The sequence below is a fragment of the Amycolatopsis sp. VC5-11 genome, assembly GCF_037034185.1.
Taxonomy (GTDB): domain Bacteria; phylum Actinomycetota; class Actinomycetes; order Mycobacteriales; family Pseudonocardiaceae; genus Amycolatopsis; species Amycolatopsis nivea.
The window spans coordinates 43,927-59,505 of record NZ_JBAGKF010000029.1; the positions used below are offsets into that span (position 1 = coordinate 43,927).

At 67.3% G+C, this 15,579-nt stretch carries 26 protein-coding genes; all 26 read left to right on the forward strand.

Annotation, left to right across the window (positions count from 1 at the left end):
* Positions 1 to 18 precede the first annotated feature (18 nt).
* The 26 genes from WA670_RS42665 (at position 19) to rplO (ending at position 15,418) form a co-directional block, all read left to right on the forward strand.
* On the forward strand, positions 19 to 171 hold the full coding sequence (locus WA670_RS42665) for a hypothetical protein (RefSeq protein WP_101436018.1): 153 nt from the start codon (positions 19 to 21) through the stop codon (positions 169 to 171).
* Positions 172 to 1,047: 876 nt separating this feature from the next.
* Positions 1,048 to 1,422, forward strand: a complete 375-nt coding sequence (gene rpsL, locus WA670_RS42670; protein WP_003102113.1) for a 30S ribosomal protein S12 — start codon at positions 1,048 to 1,050, stop codon at positions 1,420 to 1,422.
* On the forward strand, positions 1,422 to 1,892 hold the full coding sequence (gene rpsG, locus WA670_RS42675) for a 30S ribosomal protein S7 (RefSeq protein ID WP_007031033.1): 471 nt from the start codon (positions 1,422 to 1,424) through the stop codon (positions 1,890 to 1,892). The genes rpsL and rpsG overlap by 1 nt, the downstream gene beginning before the upstream one ends.
* Positions 1,893 to 1,955: 63 nt before the next feature.
* Positions 1,956 to 4,055 (forward strand): elongation factor G, encoded by a 2,100-nt coding sequence (gene fusA, locus WA670_RS42680; protein WP_037816271.1) that lies wholly within the window; start codon positions 1,956 to 1,958, stop codon positions 4,053 to 4,055.
* 127 nt (positions 4,056 to 4,182) lie between these two features.
* Positions 4,183 to 5,376, forward strand: coding sequence for an elongation factor Tu (gene tuf, locus WA670_RS42685; RefSeq protein ID WP_037816270.1), 1,194 nt, complete (start codon positions 4,183 to 4,185; stop codon positions 5,374 to 5,376).
* A gap of 401 nt (positions 5,377 to 5,777) precedes the next feature.
* Positions 5,778 to 6,083, forward strand: coding sequence for a 30S ribosomal protein S10 (gene rpsJ / locus WA670_RS42690; protein ID WP_003102098.1), 306 nt, complete (start codon positions 5,778 to 5,780; stop codon positions 6,081 to 6,083).
* 30 nt (positions 6,084 to 6,113) lie between these two features.
* Positions 6,114 to 6,764, forward strand: a complete 651-nt coding sequence (rplC, locus tag WA670_RS42695) for a 50S ribosomal protein L3 (RefSeq protein WP_037816269.1) — start codon at positions 6,114 to 6,116, stop codon at positions 6,762 to 6,764.
* Between the two features lie 2 nt (positions 6,765 to 6,766).
* Positions 6,767 to 7,456, forward strand: coding sequence for a 50S ribosomal protein L4 (rplD, locus tag WA670_RS42700; protein ID WP_037816268.1), 690 nt, complete (start codon positions 6,767 to 6,769; stop codon positions 7,454 to 7,456).
* The gene (gene rplW, locus WA670_RS42705) at positions 7,453 to 7,764 is read left to right on the forward strand and encodes a 50S ribosomal protein L23 (RefSeq protein ID WP_009072304.1); all 312 of its coding nucleotides are present in this window, start codon (positions 7,453 to 7,455) and stop codon (positions 7,762 to 7,764) included. Before rplD ends, rplW begins: the two co-directional genes overlap by 4 nt.
* A gap of 15 nt (positions 7,765 to 7,779) precedes the next feature.
* On the forward strand, positions 7,780 to 8,613 hold the full coding sequence (gene rplB, locus WA670_RS42710) for a 50S ribosomal protein L2 (RefSeq protein WP_037816266.1): 834 nt from the start codon (positions 7,780 to 7,782) through the stop codon (positions 8,611 to 8,613).
* An 18-nt stretch (positions 8,614 to 8,631) separates the two neighbouring features.
* A complete protein-coding gene (gene rpsS / locus WA670_RS42715) occupies positions 8,632 to 8,913 on the forward strand; it encodes a 30S ribosomal protein S19 (protein ID WP_003102083.1) in 282 nt (93 codons plus the stop codon).
* Positions 8,914 to 8,941: 28 nt separating this feature from the next.
* Complete coding sequence (gene rplV / locus WA670_RS42720) at positions 8,942 to 9,355, forward strand: 50S ribosomal protein L22 (protein ID WP_037816265.1); 414 nt, start codon at positions 8,942 to 8,944, stop codon at positions 9,353 to 9,355.
* On the forward strand, positions 9,355 to 10,200 hold the full coding sequence (gene rpsC / locus WA670_RS42725) for a 30S ribosomal protein S3 (RefSeq protein WP_037816264.1): 846 nt from the start codon (positions 9,355 to 9,357) through the stop codon (positions 10,198 to 10,200). Before rplV ends, rpsC begins: the two co-directional genes overlap by 1 nt.
* A 3-nt stretch (positions 10,201 to 10,203) precedes the next feature.
* Positions 10,204 to 10,620: a 50S ribosomal protein L16 gene (rplP, locus tag WA670_RS42730; RefSeq protein WP_009072313.1), complete on the forward strand. Its 417-nt coding sequence runs from the start codon at positions 10,204 to 10,206 to the stop codon at positions 10,618 to 10,620.
* On the forward strand, positions 10,620 to 10,865 hold the full coding sequence (rpmC, locus tag WA670_RS42735) for a 50S ribosomal protein L29 (protein ID WP_009072314.1): 246 nt from the start codon (positions 10,620 to 10,622) through the stop codon (positions 10,863 to 10,865). The genes rplP and rpmC overlap by 1 nt, the downstream gene beginning before the upstream one ends.
* Positions 10,862 to 11,140 carry a 30S ribosomal protein S17 gene (gene rpsQ, locus WA670_RS42740; RefSeq protein ID WP_037816263.1) on the forward strand — a complete coding sequence of 93 codons (279 nt, stop codon included), beginning with the start codon at positions 10,862 to 10,864 and terminating at the stop codon, positions 11,138 to 11,140. Before rpmC ends, rpsQ begins: the two co-directional genes overlap by 4 nt.
* Positions 11,141 to 11,215: 75 nt before the next feature.
* Entirely contained in the window at positions 11,216 to 11,584 is a 369-nt protein-coding gene (rplN, locus tag WA670_RS42745) for a 50S ribosomal protein L14 (protein ID WP_004558867.1), read from the forward strand.
* Positions 11,584 to 11,898 (forward strand): 50S ribosomal protein L24, encoded by a 315-nt coding sequence (gene rplX, locus WA670_RS42750; protein ID WP_009072317.1) that lies wholly within the window; start codon positions 11,584 to 11,586, stop codon positions 11,896 to 11,898. The genes rplN and rplX overlap by 1 nt, the downstream gene beginning before the upstream one ends.
* Position 11,899: 1 nt before the next feature.
* A complete protein-coding gene (gene rplE, locus WA670_RS42755) occupies positions 11,900 to 12,463 on the forward strand; it encodes a 50S ribosomal protein L5 (RefSeq protein ID WP_037816262.1) in 564 nt (187 codons plus the stop codon).
* A 4-nt stretch (positions 12,464 to 12,467) separates the two neighbouring features.
* Positions 12,468 to 12,653: a type Z 30S ribosomal protein S14 gene (locus WA670_RS42760; RefSeq protein ID WP_020662790.1), complete on the forward strand. Its 186-nt coding sequence runs from the start codon at positions 12,468 to 12,470 to the stop codon at positions 12,651 to 12,653.
* Positions 12,654 to 12,759: 106 nt separating this feature from the next.
* Positions 12,760 to 13,158, forward strand: coding sequence for a 30S ribosomal protein S8 (rpsH, locus tag WA670_RS42765; RefSeq protein ID WP_020662789.1), 399 nt, complete (start codon positions 12,760 to 12,762; stop codon positions 13,156 to 13,158).
* A gap of 16 nt (positions 13,159 to 13,174) precedes the next feature.
* Complete coding sequence (rplF, locus tag WA670_RS42770; RefSeq protein ID WP_037816261.1) at positions 13,175 to 13,714, forward strand: 50S ribosomal protein L6; 540 nt, start codon at positions 13,175 to 13,177, stop codon at positions 13,712 to 13,714.
* A complete protein-coding gene (gene rplR / locus WA670_RS42775; RefSeq protein ID WP_037816260.1) occupies positions 13,714 to 14,115 on the forward strand; it encodes a 50S ribosomal protein L18 in 402 nt (133 codons plus the stop codon). Before rplF ends, rplR begins: the two co-directional genes overlap by 1 nt.
* Before the next feature lie 31 nt (positions 14,116 to 14,146).
* Entirely contained in the window at positions 14,147 to 14,788 is a 642-nt protein-coding gene (gene rpsE, locus WA670_RS42780) for a 30S ribosomal protein S5 (RefSeq protein ID WP_009072328.1), read from the forward strand.
* Position 14,789: 1 nt separating this feature from the next.
* Positions 14,790 to 14,975 carry a 50S ribosomal protein L30 gene (gene rpmD / locus WA670_RS42785; RefSeq protein WP_004558875.1) on the forward strand — a complete coding sequence of 62 codons (186 nt, stop codon included), beginning with the start codon at positions 14,790 to 14,792 and terminating at the stop codon, positions 14,973 to 14,975.
* The gene (rplO, locus tag WA670_RS42790) at positions 14,972 to 15,418 is read left to right on the forward strand and encodes a 50S ribosomal protein L15 (protein WP_009072329.1); all 447 of its coding nucleotides are present in this window, start codon (positions 14,972 to 14,974) and stop codon (positions 15,416 to 15,418) included. The genes rpmD and rplO overlap by 4 nt, the downstream gene beginning before the upstream one ends.
* Positions 15,419 to 15,579 lie beyond the last annotated feature (161 nt).

The following is a 15,579-nucleotide window of genomic DNA, read 5'->3' on the forward strand; positions in this document are numbered from 1 at the left end:
ACCGAACGAGGAGGCGACATGGACGGCAGCGAGAACGTCGACCAGCCGGGGGACAAGAAGACCGGCGGCAGCCATGCCGCGCCGGAGGGGGCTGGAGTGCACCCGCTGATCGATCTGTCGCGCGACCCGAACCCGGGCAAGCCCGACCACGCGAAGCCGGACGAGGACTGACCCGCGGCTGGCCGGACGGGGACTGATCTCCGGCCCGGCCTGGACGAGGATTGACCCGGCCGGGCGAGGACTGACCCTCGGCTCGGCCCGGACGGGGACTGATCTCCGGCCCGGCCTGGACGAGGATTGACCCGGCCGGGCGAGGACTGACCCTCGGCTCGGCCCGGACGAGGACTAACCCGCGGCCCGGTCCGGACGAAGATTGGCCGCGGCCCGGTCCGACGAGGTTTGACCCCGGCCCGGCGGGTGCACACCGCCGGGCCGGGTTTCGCGGCTCCGCCCAGCCCTGAGGCGGGCGCCGTCTCCGGTGAGGTGCTTGTCACCCCGGGCGAGGTCCATTGTGGAACACCCGGCGGCTCTTCTTCTTGCCGCTGAAGAATTTCTCTCGCGTTCTTAACGCCGTCGCAAGCCGCGGCGCGGCTGCCGGCGAGCGATGCCCGGCGCGCGTCCATTCATTGGTCGCCCCGTCCCGGCATGCGAACCGAAGTGCGCTCTGACCGCGGGAACCCGGCCGGGAATAGCGTCGCCGAGCCCCGCGTTCTGCATCTCGGGAAGTCCCGCGCGGCACCGTCCCAAGGCCCCGATCTGGGGTTACGATGACCGGTCGGCGACCGTAGCGACCCCCCGCCCGGACCGCTCCGTGAGTGGACGGGTATCTTTGGAGACCGTGCCCGGCAGGCGTCGGGCCGCTCCGCGTGCCGTTGGGCATGAGCGGGGTGCTTTTGCACCCGGTTCACCGGCCTCGCCACGTGGGGTTCCGACGGAAAATCCCTCCGGGAAGTTACCGGTCGCGAGACCGTGACGCGGGCCGACACGCCCGACCGCGGGGACCGGTGAAGACACGAAGAAGCAAGATCACGACAGGAAGCTGGTCCATTGCCCACGATCCAGCAGCTGGTCCGCAAGGGCCGCCAGGACAAGGCTGCCAAGCAGAAGACCGCGGCCCTCAAGGGGAGCCCGCAGCGTCGTGGCGTGTGCACCCGCGTGTACACCACGACTCCCAAGAAGCCGAACTCGGCCCTGCGCAAGGTTGCTCGTGTGAAGCTGACCAGCGGTATCGAGGTCACCGCGTACATCCCGGGCGAAGGCCACAACCTGCAGGAGCACTCGATGGTGCTCGTGCGCGGTGGCCGGGTCAAGGACCTGCCGGGTGTTCGCTACAAGATCATCCGCGGTTCGCTCGACACCCAGGGTGTGAAGAACCGTAAGCAGGCGCGCAGCCGGTACGGCGCGAAGAAGGAGAAGAGCTAATGCCTCGCAAGGGTCCGGCGCCGAAGCGGCCGCTGATCTCCGACCCCGTCTACGCCTCCCCGCTGGTCACCCAGCTGGTGAACAAGGTGCTGAAGGACGGCAAGCGGTCCCTGGCCGAGCGCATTGTCTACGGCGCTCTCGAAGGCGCTCGCGAGAAGACCGGCACCGACCCGGTCGTCACGCTGAAGCGCGCGCTCGACAACGTGAAGCCCACCATCGAGGTGAAGAGCCGCCGCGTCGGTGGCGCCACCTACCAGGTGCCGATCGAGGTCAAGCCCGGCCGCTCCACCACGCTGGCGCTGCGCTGGCTGGTCTCCTTCTCGCAGGCCCGCCGCGAGAAGACGATGATCGAGCGGCTGCAGAACGAGCTGCTGGACGCGAGCAACGGCCTTGGCGCCAGCGTCAAGCGTCGCGAAGACACGCACAAGATGGCCGAGTCCAACAAGGCCTTCGCGCACTACCGCTGGTGATGACCGCCCGGCTGCCGATAGAAGCCATGCCGGGCCCCACGTTCGAGACAGGGGAACATTCTCGTGGCACGTGAAGTGCTGACCGACCTCAACAAGGTCCGCAACATCGGCATCATGGCGCACATCGACGCCGGTAAGACCACCACCACCGAGCGGATCCTGTTCTACACCGGGATCAACTACAAGCTCGGCGAAGTCCACGACGGCGCCGCCACGATGGACTGGATGGAGGAGGAGCAGAAGCGAGGCATCACCATCACCTCGGCTGCCACCACCACCTTCTGGAACGACTACCAGATCAACCTGATCGACACCCCCGGGCACGTCGACTTCACCGTCGAGGTGGAGCGCAACCTGCGGGTGCTCGACGGCGCGGTCGCCGTCTTCGACGGCAAGGAAGGCGTCGAGCCGCAGTCCGAGCAGGTCTGGCGGCAGGCGGACAAGTACGACGTCCCGCGCATCTGCTTCGTCAACAAGATGGACAAGCTGGGTGCGGACTACTACTACACCCTGCAGACCATCTCGGACCGTCTCGGCGTCCGGCCGCTGGCCATCCAGCTGCCGATCGGCGCGGAGAACGAGTTCGAGGGCGTCATCGACCTGGTCCGGATGAAGGCCCTGGTCTGGCGCGGCGAGGTGCAGAAGGGCGACGACTACTCCGTCGAGGACATCCCGGCCGAGCTGGCCGACCGCGCGGCCGAGTACCGCGAGAAGCTGATCGAGGCCGTCGCCGAGACCGACGACGCGCTGATGGAGAAGTTCCTCGAGGGCGAAGAGCTGACCCAGGACGAGATCAAGGGCGGCATCCGCAAGCTGGTCGTCACCCGCGAGGCGTTCCCGGTGCTCGCCGGCTCCGCGTTCAAGAACAAGGGCGTGCAGCCGATGCTGGACGCGGTCATCGACTACCTGCCGTCGCCGCTGGACGTGCCGCCGGTCGAGGGTCTGCTGCCCGACGGCGAGACCCCGGTCACCCGGCACGCGACGACCGAGGAGCCGTTCTCCGCGCTCGCGTTCAAGATCGCCGCGCACCCGTTCTTCGGCAAGCTGACCTACATCCGGGTCTACTCGGGCAAGGTCGCCTCCGGCGCCCAGGTCGTCAACGCGACCAAGGAGCGCAAGGAGCGCATCGGGAAGATCTTCCAGATGCACTCCAACAAGGAGAACCCGGTCGACGAGGCTCTGGCCGGCCACATCTACGCGGTCATCGGCCTGAAGGACACCACCACCGGTGACACCCTTGCCGACGCGCAGAACCCGGTCGTGCTCGAGTCCATGACCTTCCCGGACCCGGTCATCAAGGTGGCCATCGAGCCGAAGACCAAGGCCGACCAGGAGAAGCTCTCCCTGGCGATCCAGAAGCTCGCCGAGGAAGACCCCACGTTCCAGGTCAACCTGGACGAGGACACCGGTCAGACGATCATCGCGGGCATGGGCGAGCTGCACCTCGAGGTGCTGGTCAACCGCATGAAGTCCGACTACAAGGTCGAGGCGAACATCGGCAAGCCGCAGGTCGCCTACCGCGAGACCATCAAGAAGACCGTGGACAAGCTCGACTACGTCCACAAGAAGCAGACCGGTGGTTCCGGCCAGTTCGCGAAGGTCATCGTGAAGCTGGAGCCGCTCGAGCGCACCGACGGTGCTCTCTACGAGTTCGACAACAAGGTGACCGGTGGCCGCGTGCCGCGGGAGTACATCCCGTCGGTCGACGCGGGCGCCCAGGACGCGATGCAGTACGGCGTGCTGGCCGGCTACCCGCTCGTCGGGTTGAAGTTCACCTTGTTGGATGGCGCGTACCACGAGGTCGACTCTTCCGAAATGGCGTTCAAGATCGCCGGTTCCATGGCGATGAAGGAAGCCGCGAAGAAGGCAGGCCCGGTCATCCTCGAGCCGATGATGGCCGTCGAGGTCACGACTCCCGAGGACTACATGGGTGACGTGATCGGCGACCTCAACTCCCGCCGTGGCCAGATCCAGGCCATGGAGGAGCGCGCCGGTACCCGTGTCGTGAAGGCACTGGTCCCGCTGTCGGAGATGTTCGGCTACGTCGGCGACCTGCGGTCCCGTACCCAGGGCCGGGCGAACTACTCCATGGTGTTCGACTCCTACGCCGAGGTTCCCGCGAACGTCGCGAAGGAAATCATCGCGAAGGCGACGGGGGAGTAATCCCCTCCGCTCGCGGGCATTAAGGGACTCTCCTGAACGTCCGCAGCAACGACGAAGGAACATTCGCGGGGCGGCAGCCACGCTGCCCCGCGAGCACAAAGCAAATCCAGTCCAGGAGGACATTCCAGTGGCGAAGGCGAAGTTCGAGCGGAGCAAGCCGCACGTCAACATCGGCACCATCGGTCACGTCGACCACGGCAAGACCACGCTGACCGCGGCGATCACCAAGGTTCTGCACGACGCGTACCCGGAGCTGAACGAAGCCCGTGCGTTCGACCAGATCGACAACGCGCCGGAAGAGAAGCAGCGCGGTATCACGATCAACATCTCGCACGTCGAGTACCAGACCGAGAAGCGTCACTACGCGCACGTGGACGCCCCCGGTCACGCTGACTACATCAAGAACATGATCACCGGTGCCGCGCAGATGGACGGCGCGATCCTGGTGGTCGCGGCGACCGACGGCCCGATGCCGCAGACCCGCGAGCACGTGCTGCTGGCCCGCCAGGTCGGCGTGCCCTACATCGTCGTGGCGCTGAACAAGGCCGACATGGTCGACGACGAGGAGATCCTCGAGCTCGTCGAGCTGGAGGTCCGCGAGCTGCTGTCCTCGCAGGAGTTCCCGGGCGACGACGCGCCGGTCGTGCGCGTCTCCGGCCTCAAGGCCCTCGAGGGCGACCAGAAGTGGGCCGACGCCGTGCTCGAGCTGATGCACGCCGTCGACGACAACGTGCCGGACCCGGTGCGCGAGCTCGAGAAGCCCTTCCTGATGCCGATCGAGGACGTCTTCACGATCACCGGCCGCGGCACCGTCGTGACCGGTCGCGTGGAGCGCGGCCAGGTCAACGTCAACGAAGAGGTCGAGATCGTGGGTATCCGCGAGAAGTCGACCAAGACCACCGTCACCGGTGTCGAGATGTTCCGCAAGCTGCTCGACTCGGGCCAGGCGGGCGACAACGTCGGCCTCCTGCTGCGCGGCATCAAGCGCGAGGACGTCGAGCGCGGCCAGGTCGTCGTGAAGCCGGGCACCACCACCCCGCACACCGAGTTCGAGGGCCGGGTCTACATCCTGTCCAAGGACGAGGGCGGACGGCACACCCCGTTCTTCAACAACTACCGCCCGCAGTTCTACTTCCGCACCACGGACGTGACCGGCGTCGTGACCCTCCCCGAGGGCACCGAGATGGTCATGCCGGGCGACAACACGGACATCAGCGTCGTGCTGATCCAGCCGGTCGCCATGGACGAGGGTCTGCGCTTCGCCATCCGCGAGGGTGGCCGGACCGTCGGCGCGGGCCAGGTTACCAAGATCAACAAGTGACGTCGGCGCCCTGAATTCGGGTCAATACACCCCCGAGTTCAGGGCGTCAACTCACGTGTGCGACACTATTCAGGTTGCTCGTCCTGGGGCGGCCGAATCCTGATCGGTTTTCAATCGACTGGGTTCCGGCCGCCCTGGTATGAGCGGCCACGGTCCGTGGAGCTCGTCCTTCGGGTGAGGCTAGCGGGCAAGGCCAGTAGGGACGACCCCGTGTCGGCCCGCGGCCTCCTCACGTAGAGGAAGACCAGGCAAGACGACGATCCTTAGGGATCCGTCTGTGCGGCGGGCGCGACACGCCCGACCGCGTGGACCGGGGACAGGGCCGTTGAACTGCTGAAACCCGGGCTCCGGCCCAGGTTGACGAGACAAAGCGGCACGAGACGACAAGGAACGCAGCCACCATGGCGGGACAGAAGATCCGCATCCGGCTCAAGGCCTACGACCACGAGGCGATCGACACCTCGGCGCGCAAGATCGTGGAAACGGTCACGCGCACCGGTGCCCGTGTTGTCGGGCCGGTGCCGCTGCCTACCGAGAAGAACGTTTACTGCGTCATCCGCTCGCCGCACAAGTACAAGGACTCGCGCGAGCACTTCGAGATGCGCACGCACAAGCGTCTGATCGACATCCTCGACCCGACGCCGAAGACGGTCGACGCGCTCATGCGCATCGACCTCCCGGCGAGCGTCGACGTCAACATCCAGTAAGCGTTGGGCGAGCGGCGGAGATAAGAACTCATGTCTGACAGGCAAATGAAGGGCATCCTGGGCACCAAGCTCGGCATGACCCAGGTCTTCGACGAGCAGAACCGGGTCGTCCCGGTCACTGTCGTCAAGGCCGGTCCGAACGTGGTGACCCAGGTCCGGACCACCGACAAAGACGGCTACGCGGCCGTGCAGCTGGCGTTCGGCGCGGTCGACCCGCGCAAGGTGAACAAGCCGCGCACCGGCCACTTCGACAAGGCTGGCGTGACGCCGCGCCGGCACCTCGCCGAGCTGCGCACCACCGACGCCGAGACCTACGAGGTCGGCCAGGAGATCACCGCTGAGGTGTTCGAGGCTGGCACTTCGGTCGACGTGACCGGTACCAGCAAGGGCAAGGGCTACGCCGGTGTCATGAAGCGCCACGGCTTCAAGGGCCAGGGCGCGAGCCACGGTGCGCAGGCCGTGCACCGCAAGCCGGGTTCGATCGGCGGCTGCGCCACGCCGGGCCGCGTGTTCAAGGGCCTGCGCATGGCGGGCCGGATGGGTAGCGACCGGGTCACCACGCAGGGCCTGACCGTGCACGCCGTGCGCGCCGAGGACGGCCTGCTGCTGATCAAGGGCGCGGTGCCCGGTCCCAAGGGCGGCCTGCTGTTCGTGCGCAGCGCCGCGAAGGGTGGAAACTGACGATGACGAGCGTCGAGCTGAAGACTCCGGCCGGTAAAGCCGACGGCACCGTCGAGCTCCCCGGGGAGATCTTCGACGTGCAGGCCAACGTCGCGCTGATGCACCAGGTCGTGGTGGGCCAGCTGGCCGCCGCGCGCCAGGGCACGCACGACACGAAGACCCGCGGTGAGGTCTCCGGTGGCGGCAAGAAGCCGTACCGGCAGAAGGGCACCGGGCGCGCCCGCCAGGGTTCGACCCGTGCGCCGCAGTTCGCCGGCGGTGGCGTCGTGCACGGCCCCACGCCGCGCGACTACACCCAGCGCACCCCGAAGAAGATGAAGGCCGCCGCTCTGCGTGGCGCCCTCTCCGACCGGGCCCGCGCCGGCCAGCTGCACGTCGTGACGGAACTGGTCACCGGCGAGAAGCCGTCGACCAAGACCGCGAAGTCGGCGATCGCCGCCGCGACCCAGGCCAAGCGCGTTCTCGTGGTCCTGCACCGCGACGAGGAGCTCGCCTGGGTGTCCGCGCGGAACCTGCCGTACGTGCACCTGATCTGGGCTGACCAGCTCAACACCTACGACGTCCTGGTCAACGACGACGTCGTGTTCACCAAGGCCGCCTACGACGCGTTCGTGGCAGGTCCCGTCCGCGGGAAGGTCGTCAAGGCCCTCGCGCGTTCGAGCGAGGTTTCGGAAGGGAGTGACGAGAAGTGAGCTCGGTCGCCATCCCGGACCCCCGCGACATCCTGCTCGCGCCGGTGATCTCCGAGAAGTCCTACGGACTGCTCGAGGACCACAAGTACACGTTCATCGTCCGTCCGGACGCCAACAAGACCCAGATCAAGATCGCGGTCGAGAAGGTGTTCGGCGTGAAGGTCGTCAGTGTCAACACGGCCAACCGCCAGGGCAAGCGGAAGCGGACTCGTACCGGCTTCGGCAAGCGCAAGGACACCAAGCGCGCCATCGTGACTCTTTCGCCTGAGAGCAAGGCGATCGAGATCTTCGGCGGACCCACCGCGTAAAGGACTGAGCTGACAATGGGCATCCGCAAGTACAAGCCGACGACCCCGGGTCGTCGCGGTTCGAGCGTCTCGGACTTCGCCGAGATCACCCGGTCCACGCCGGAGAAGTCGCTGCTGCGTCCGCTGAGCAAGACCGGCGGCCGGAACGCTTCGGGCAAGATCACCACCCGGCACAAGGGCGGTGGCCACAAGCGCGCCTACCGCGTGATCGACTTCCGTCGTCACGACAAGGACGGCGTGCCGGCCAAGGTCGCGCACATCGAGTACGACCCCAACCGCACCGCGCGCATCGCGCTGCTGCACTACGCCGACGGCGAGAAGCGCTACATCATCGCGCCGGAGAAGCTGAAGCAGGGCGACACGGTCGAGAACGGCCCCCGCGCCGACATCAAGCCGGGCAACAACCTGCCGCTGCGCAACATCCCGGTCGGCACCGTGATCCACGCGATCGAGCTCCGCCCCGGCGGCGGCGCGAAGATGGCCCGGTCCGCCGGCGCCCGCGTGCAGCTCGTCGCCAAGGACGGTCCCTACGCCCAGCTGCGTCTCCCCTCGGGCGAGATTCGCAACGTGGACGTGCGCAACCGCGCGACCGTCGGCGAGGTCGGCAACTCGGAGCACTCGAACATCAACTGGGGCAAGGCGGGCCGCAACCGCTGGCGCGGCAAGCGCCCGACTGTCCGCGGTGTCGTGATGAACCCGGTCGACCACCCGCACGGCGGTGGTGAGGGCAAGACGTCCGGTGGTCGCCACCCGGTGAACCCGAACGGCAAGCCCGAAGGCCGCACTCGCAAGAGCAAGCCGTCCGACAAATTGATCGTCCGCCGCCGGCGCACCGGCAAGAAGCGCTGAGCAGGGAGGTAGAAGCACATGCCACGCAGCCTTAAGAAGGGCCCGTTCGTGGACGACCACCTGCTCAAGAAGGTGGACGCTCTCAACGAATCGGGCAAGAAGACCGTGATCAAGACTTGGTCGCGGCGCTCCACGATCATCCCGGACTTCCTGGGTCACACGATCGCGGTGCACGACGGCCGCAAGCACGTCCCGGTGTTCGTCACCGAGGCGATGGTGGGTCACAAGCTGGGCGAGTTCGCCCCGACGCGGACCTTCAAGGGCCACATCAAGGACGACCGCAAGTCGCGCCGCCGCTGAGCGGGCCAGAGAAAGTTAAGGGAAGCAGATGAACGCCCAGTCAAACGCCACGGCCGCAGCCGAAGAGCTGCCTACGGCCGTCGCGCGGGCTCGTTTCGTCCGGGACGCCCCGATGAAGGTGCGCCGGGTGATCGAGCTCGTCAAGGGTCGTAGCGTCAGCGAGGCCTTGGCCGTGCTCCGGTTCGCGCCGCAGGCGGCCAGCACGCCGCTCGCGAAGGTCATCGCCAGCGCGGCGGCCAACGCCGAGAACAACCTCCAGCTGGACCCGGAGACGCTCTGGATCAAGTCCGCGACCGCCGACGAGGGCCCGACCCTCAAGCGCATCCGTCCGCGTGCCCAGGGCCGTGCGTACCGGATCCGCAAGCGCACCAGCCACATCACCGTGGTGGTCGAGTCGCGGCCTGCGGAGAAGAAGAGCAACAAGAAGGCAGGTGGCCGGTAGTGGGCCAGAAGATCAACCCGCACGGCTTCCGCCTGGGTATCACCACTGACTGGAAGTCGCGCTGGTACGCCGACAAGCAGTACGCGGAGTACGTGGCCGAGGACGTCAAGATCCGCAAGCTGCTCTCCACCGGCATGGAGCGCGCCGGCATCTCCAAGGTCGAGATCGAGCGCACCCGTGACCGGGTTCGCGTCGACATCCACACCGCCCGGCCGGGCATCGTCATCGGCCGCCGCGGCGCGGAGGCCGACCGGATCCGCGGCGCGCTGGAGAAGCTGACCAAGAAGCAGGTCCAGCTGAACATCCTCGAGGTGAAGAACCCCGAGGCGGACGCGCAGCTGGTCGCGCAGGGTGTCGCGGAGCAGCTGAGCAACCGCGTGGCGTTCCGCCGCGCGATGCGCAAGGCGATCCAGACCTCCATGCGCTCGCCGCAGGTCAAGGGCATCCGCGTGCAGTGCGGCGGTCGTCTCGGCGGTGCCGAGATGTCCCGTTCCGAGCACTACCGCGACGGCCGGGTCCCGCTGCACACGCTGCGCGCTGACATCGACTACGGCTTCTTCGAGGCCAAGACGACGTTCGGCCGCATCGGCGTGAAGGTGTGGATCTACAAGGGCGAGCTGGTCGGCGGCCTGAAGGCGCGCGCCGAGCGCGACGCCGCCGCGTCGGCCGCGGACCGCGCGCCGCGCCGCGACCGCGGCGACCGGCCGTCCCGCCCGCGCCGTTCCGGCGCGTCGGGCACGACCGCGACGTCGACCGAGGCTGGTCGCGCCGCTGCCGCCGCGAAGAGCGACAACGCGACCGAAGCGGCTCCGGCCGCCGAGACCGCAGAAAAGACGGAGGGCTGAGACGTGCTCATCCCGCGCAGGGTCAAGCACCGCAAGCAGCACTCCCCGAAGCGCCACGGCGCCGCCAAGGGCGGTACCAAGGTCAACTTCGGCGAGTACGGCATCCAGGCGCTTGAGCACAGCTACGTGACGAACCGGCAGATCGAGTCCGCTCGTATCGCCATGACCCGTCACATCAAGCGTGGCGGCAAGGTGTGGACGACGATCTACCCGGACCGCCCGCTGACCAAGAAGCCGGCGGAAACCCGCATGGGTTCCGGCAAGGGTTCGCCCGAGTGGTGGATCGCCAACGTGAAGCCGGGCCGCGTGATGTTCGAGATCAGCTTCCCGAACGAGGAGACCGCCCGCGAGGCGCTCCGCCGCGCGATCCACAAGCTGCCCATGAAGTGCCGCATCGTGACCCGGGAAGGTGAGTTCTGATGGCTAACGGAGCCGCACAGGCATCCGAGCTGCGTGAGCTCACCGCCGAAGAGCTCGTGCTGCGTCTGAAGGAATACAAGGAGGAGCTCTTCAACCTCCGCTTCCAGATGGCGACCGGGCAGCTGGACAACAACCGTCGGCTGCGCACCGTCCGCACGGACATCGCGCGGATCTACACGGTCATGCGCGAGCGCGAGCTCGGCCTGTCCGTGGCTCCCGACGCCGAAAGTGAAGGTGCCGCATGAGCGAGGCTGCCACCGAGAAGACCGCCCGGAACTACCGCAAGGTCCGTGAGGGTTACGTCGTCTCGGACAAGATGGACAAGACGATCGTGGTCGAGCTCGAGGACCGCAAGAAGCACCCGCGCTACTCGAAGGTCGTCCGCACCACCTCCAAGGTGAAGGTGCACGACGAGAACAACGAGGCGGGCGTGGGCGACCGGGTCACCCTGATGGAGACCCGTCCGCTGTCGGCGACCAAGCGCTGGCGTCTGGTGCAGGTCGTGGAGAAGGCCAAGTAAGCAGGGCTCTTTCGGGAGTCCTTGGTTCCGCAAGGCTCGCGACAGCGAGAACCAGCGCGACATACAGGAGTTGACGTGATCCAGCAGGAGTCGCGGCTTCGGGTTGCCGACAACACGGGCGCGAAGGAAATCCTTTGCATCCGCGTGCTCGGCGGATCCGGGCGGCGCTACGCCGGCATCGGCGACATCATCGTCGCCACCGTGAAGGACGCCATCCCGGCCGCCGGGGTGAAGAAGGGCGATGTCGTCAAGGCTGTCATCGTCCGCACGGTGAAGGAGCGCCGTCGTCCGGACGGTTCCTACATCCGGTTCGACGAGAACGCCGCCGTGCTCATCAAGAACGACAACGAGCCCCGGGGCACCCGCATCTTCGGCCCGGTGGGCCGCGAGCTGCGCGACCGAAAGTTCATGAAGATCATTTCGCTCGCGCCGGAGGTGCTGTGATGAAGGTGAAGAAGGGCGACACGGTCGTCGTTATCGCCGGCAAGGACAAGGGCGCCAAGGGCAAGGTCATCCAGGCCTACCCGGACCGCGAGCGCGTTCTGGTCGAGGGTGTCAACCGGATCAAGAAGCACACCCGGATCACCCAGACCCAGCGCGGCGCGCAGTCCGGCGGCATCGTGACCCAGGAAGCGCCCATCCACGTCTCGAACGTGATGGTCGTGGACTCGGACGGCAAGCCGACCCGGGTGGGCTACCGCATCGGCGAGGACGGCAAGAAGGTCCGGGTCTCGCGCCGGAACGGCAAGGACATCTGACATGACCACCGCAGAGAAGATCGTGCCGCGTCTCAAGACCCGGTACCGCGAAGAGATCAAGGGCGAGCTCCAGAAGGAGTTCTCCATCCCCAACGTGCACCAGATTCCCGGCGTCGTGAAGATCGTCGTGAACATGGGTGTCGGGGACGCCGCCCGGGACAGCAAGCTGATCGACGGCGCGGTCCGCGACCTCGCCCTGATCACCGGGCAGAAGCCGGAAATCCGCAAGGCCCGCAAGTCGATCGCGCAGTTCAAGCTGCGCGAGGGCCAGCCGATCGGCGCGCGCGTCACGCTGCGCGGCGACCGGATGTGGGAGTTCCTCGACCGGCTGCTGACCATCGCGCTGCCCCGTATCCGCGACTTCCGCGGGCTTTCGCCCAAGCAGTTCGACGGCAACGGCAACTACACGTTCGGTCTCAACGAGCAGTCGATGTTCCACGAGATCAACCCGGACGACATCGACCGCCCTCGCGGCATGGACGTCACCGTCGTCACGACCGCCACCACCGACGACGAGGGCCGGGCGTTGCTGCGCAAGCTCGGTTTCCCGTTCAAGGAGAACTGAGCCGATGGCCAAGAAAGCGCTAGTCAGCAAGGCTTCGAAGAAGCCGAAGTTCGCGGTGCGCGCCTACACCCGTTGCAACCGGTGCGGTCGCCCGCACTCGGTGTACCGCAAGTTCGGCCTGTGCCGGATCTGCCTCCGGGAGATGGCGCACGCGGGCGAACTGCCCGGTGTCCACAAGTCCAGCTGGTAAGGCTCGAAACTCTATTCCCAGTTCGCCACAGGCCCCGCCGACCCGGCCGGAGACCGCTCCGGCCGGGCGAGGCGGGGAACCAGGCGAGAAAGGTTGACAGGTCACCATGACGATGACCGACCCCATCGCAGACTTCTTGACCCGTCTGCGCAACGCGAACTCGGCTTACCACGACGAGGTCGTGCTTCCGCACTCGAAGATCAAGGCGAACATCGCCGAGATCCTCAAGCGCGAGGGCTACATCGCGAGCTACCGCGACGAGCCGGGCGAGAAGCACAAGAACCTGGTCGTCGAGCTGAAGTACGGCCCCAACCGCGAGCGGAGCATCGCCGGCCTTCGCCGCGTCTCCAAGCCGGGTCTGCGGGTCTACGCAAAATCGACCGAACTGCCGTCCGTTCTCGGCGGCCTCGGCGTCGCGATCATCTCGACGTCCGGCGGCCTGCAGACCGACCGGCAGGCCAAGCGCAACAACGTGGGCGGCGAAGTCCTCGCCTACGTCTGGTAAGGAAGGGGGCACAGACATGTCACGCATCGGAAAGCTGCCGGTCGCCGTCCCCTCCGGGGTCGAGGTGACCATCGACGGCCAGAACGTCAAGGTCAAGGGGCCGAAGGGCACCCTGGAGCACACCGTCGCCGAGCCGATCGTCGTCGAGCGCGACGAGGACGGCGCCCTCCTGGTGAAGCGCCCGGACGACGAGCGCACGAGCCGCGCCCTGCACGGCCTCACCCGCACGCTGGTGAACAACCTCGTGGTGGGCGTGACCGAGGGCTACGAGAAGAAGCTCGAGATCCACGGCGTCGGTTACCGCGTGCAGGCCAAGGGCTCGGACCTCGAGTTCGCCCTCGGCTACAGCCACCCGGTCAAGATCGAGGCTCCGGAAGGCATCACCTTCAAGGTGGAGTCGCCGACCCGGTTCTCGGTCTCCGGCATCGACAAGCAGAAGGTCGGCCAGACCGCCGCGGTCATCCGCAAGCTGCGCCGCCCGGACCCGTACAAGGGCAAGGGCCTGCGGTACGAGGGTGAGAAGATCCGCCGCAAGGTCGGAAAGACGGGTAAGTGATGAGCGACACGACTACCACGAAGCGCAAGCCGGTCGGCAAGGACATCTCGACCCGCCGCCGCGTCGCCAAGACCCGTCGGCACTTCCGCCTCCGCAAGAAGATCAGCGGCACGCCGGTGCGTCCGCGCATGGTCGTCAAGCGGTCCTCGCGGCACATCACCGTGCAGGTGATCGACGACCTCGCCGGTCACACGCTGGCGTCGGCGTCCACCCTCGAGTCGGACCTGCGGTCCTTCGAGGGCGACAAGAAGGCCAAGGCGGCCAAGGTCGGCGAACTGGTCGCTTCGCGCGCCAAGGACGCCGGCATCGAAGCCGTGGTGTTCGACCGTGGCGGCAACGCCTACCACGGCCGCATCGCCGCGCTCGCCGACGCCGCCCGCGAGGCGGGGTTGAAGTTCTGATGCACATGCTCGTGAATGGAAGGAAAGCCTGATGCCGGGACGTACACGGCAATTCGGCGGCGGCCAGGGCGGACCGGGTCAGGGCGGCAACGACCGCGGTGACCGTCGGGACCGTCGCGACCGGCGCGACGGCGGCCGTGGCGGGGCGGCCCAGGACAAGACCCCGCACCTTGAGAAGGTCGTGACGATCAACCGCGTCGCCAAGGTCGTCAAGGGCGGTCGTCGCTTCAGCTTCACCGCCCTGGTGGTCGTCGGCGACGGCGACGGTCAGGTCGGCGTCGGCTACGGCAAGGCCAAGGAAGTTCCCGCGGCCATCGCCAAGGGCGTCGAGGAAGCGAAGAAGAACTTCTTCCGCGTTCCGCGCGTCGCCGGCACCATTCCGCACCCGATCCAGGGTGAGGAAGCCGCCGGGGTCGTGCTGCTCCGTCCCGCGTCCGCTGGTACCGGTGTCATCGCCGGCGGCCCGGTGCGCGCGGTGCTGGAGTGCGCGGGCGTCCACGACGTGCTGTCGAAGTCGCTCGGCTCCGACAACGCCATCAACATCGTGCACGCGACCGTGGCGGCTCTGAAGGGTCTGCAGCGTCCGGAGGAGGTGGCCGCTCGCCGCGGTCTGCCGCTCGAGGACGTCGCCCCGGCCCGGATGCTGCGCCAGCGTGCCGGCCAGGGGGTCTGACATGGCTCAGCTCAAGGTCACTCAGGTCAAGAGCAAGATCGGCACGAAGCACGCTCACCGCGAGTCGCTGCGCACCCTCGGGCTGCGCAAGATCCGCCAGAGCGTCGTGCGTGAGGACACCCCCCAGGTGCGCGGCCTGATCCACACCGTCCGCCACCTGGTGGAGGTCGAGGAGGTCCAGGCATGACCGCCATCAAGATCCACCACCTTCGTCCGGCTCCTGGCGCCAAGCGCGACAAGATCCGCGTCGGCCGTGGTGAGGGTTCGAAGGGCAAGACCGCCGGTCGCGGCACGAAGGGCACCAAGGCCCGGAAGAACGTGCCCGCCGGTTTCGAGGGTGGGCAGATGCCCATCCACATGCGGCTGCCGAAGCTGCGTGGGTTCAAGAACCGGTTCCGCACCGAGTACCAGCCGGTGAACGTGGGCGACATCGCCCGCGTGTTCGCCGACGGCGGCAAGGTCGGGCCGGAGGAGCTGGCTGCCAACGGGCTTGTTCGCAAGGGCAAGCTGGTCAAGGTTCTCGGGAACGGGGACTTGAACGGGGTCAAGCTTGAGCTGACCGCGCACGCTTTCTCCGGTTCTGCCAAGGAGAAGATCGAGGCTGCTGGTGGTTCGGCCACCGTTAGCTGATCTGGCTGCGTTTTAGGCGGGCCCGTCCGGTTTTCCGGGCGGGCCCGTTTTTTGTTTCTGTGTGTGGGGCCTCGTCGCCTGGCGGCGACATCGCTTGGTGGTTGCGTGGGGCACCCCGAAGCTTGATTGTGCTGACGGTTCGGGGGTGCTTGTCAAGGCGG

What these genes read in the sequence shown, in the direction of transcription:
- rplX (WP_009072317.1), top strand. Translation starts at nt 11,584, where the DNA reads ATGAAGGTGAAGAAGGGCGACACGGTCGTCGTTATCGCCGGCAAGGAC.
- rpsG (WP_007031033.1), top strand. Translation starts at nt 1,422, where the DNA reads ATGCCTCGCAAGGGTCCGGCGCCGAAGCGGCCGCTGATCTCCGACCCC.
- rpsJ (WP_003102098.1), top strand. Translation starts at nt 5,778, where the DNA reads ATGGCGGGACAGAAGATCCGCATCCGGCTCAAGGCCTACGACCACGAG.
- rplR (WP_037816260.1), top strand. Translation starts at nt 13,714, where the DNA reads ATGAGCGACACGACTACCACGAAGCGCAAGCCGGTCGGCAAGGACATC.
- rplF (WP_037816261.1), top strand. Translation starts at nt 13,175, where the DNA reads ATGTCACGCATCGGAAAGCTGCCGGTCGCCGTCCCCTCCGGGGTCGAG.
- rpsE (WP_009072328.1), top strand. Translation starts at nt 14,147, where the DNA reads ATGCCGGGACGTACACGGCAATTCGGCGGCGGCCAGGGCGGACCGGGT.
- rplC (WP_037816269.1), top strand. Translation starts at nt 6,114, where the DNA reads ATGTCTGACAGGCAAATGAAGGGCATCCTGGGCACCAAGCTCGGCATG.
- rplB (WP_037816266.1), top strand. Translation starts at nt 7,780, where the DNA reads ATGGGCATCCGCAAGTACAAGCCGACGACCCCGGGTCGTCGCGGTTCG.
- rpsH (WP_020662789.1), top strand. Translation starts at nt 12,760, where the DNA reads ATGACGATGACCGACCCCATCGCAGACTTCTTGACCCGTCTGCGCAAC.
- rpsQ (WP_037816263.1), top strand. Translation starts at nt 10,862, where the DNA reads ATGAGCGAGGCTGCCACCGAGAAGACCGCCCGGAACTACCGCAAGGTC.
- rpmD (WP_004558875.1), top strand. Translation starts at nt 14,790, where the DNA reads ATGGCTCAGCTCAAGGTCACTCAGGTCAAGAGCAAGATCGGCACGAAG.
- rplO (WP_009072329.1), top strand. Translation starts at nt 14,972, where the DNA reads ATGACCGCCATCAAGATCCACCACCTTCGTCCGGCTCCTGGCGCCAAG.
- rplE (WP_037816262.1), top strand. Translation starts at nt 11,900, where the DNA reads ATGACCACCGCAGAGAAGATCGTGCCGCGTCTCAAGACCCGGTACCGC.
- rpmC (WP_009072314.1), top strand. Translation starts at nt 10,620, where the DNA reads ATGGCTAACGGAGCCGCACAGGCATCCGAGCTGCGTGAGCTCACCGCC.
- WA670_RS42665 (WP_101436018.1), top strand. Translation starts at nt 19, where the DNA reads ATGGACGGCAGCGAGAACGTCGACCAGCCGGGGGACAAGAAGACCGGC.
- WA670_RS42760 (WP_020662790.1), top strand. Translation starts at nt 12,468, where the DNA reads ATGGCCAAGAAAGCGCTAGTCAGCAAGGCTTCGAAGAAGCCGAAGTTC.
- rpsS (WP_003102083.1), top strand. Translation starts at nt 8,632, where the DNA reads ATGCCACGCAGCCTTAAGAAGGGCCCGTTCGTGGACGACCACCTGCTC.
- rplD (WP_037816268.1), top strand. Translation starts at nt 6,767, where the DNA reads ATGACGAGCGTCGAGCTGAAGACTCCGGCCGGTAAAGCCGACGGCACC.
- rplV (WP_037816265.1), top strand. Translation starts at nt 8,942, where the DNA reads ATGAACGCCCAGTCAAACGCCACGGCCGCAGCCGAAGAGCTGCCTACG.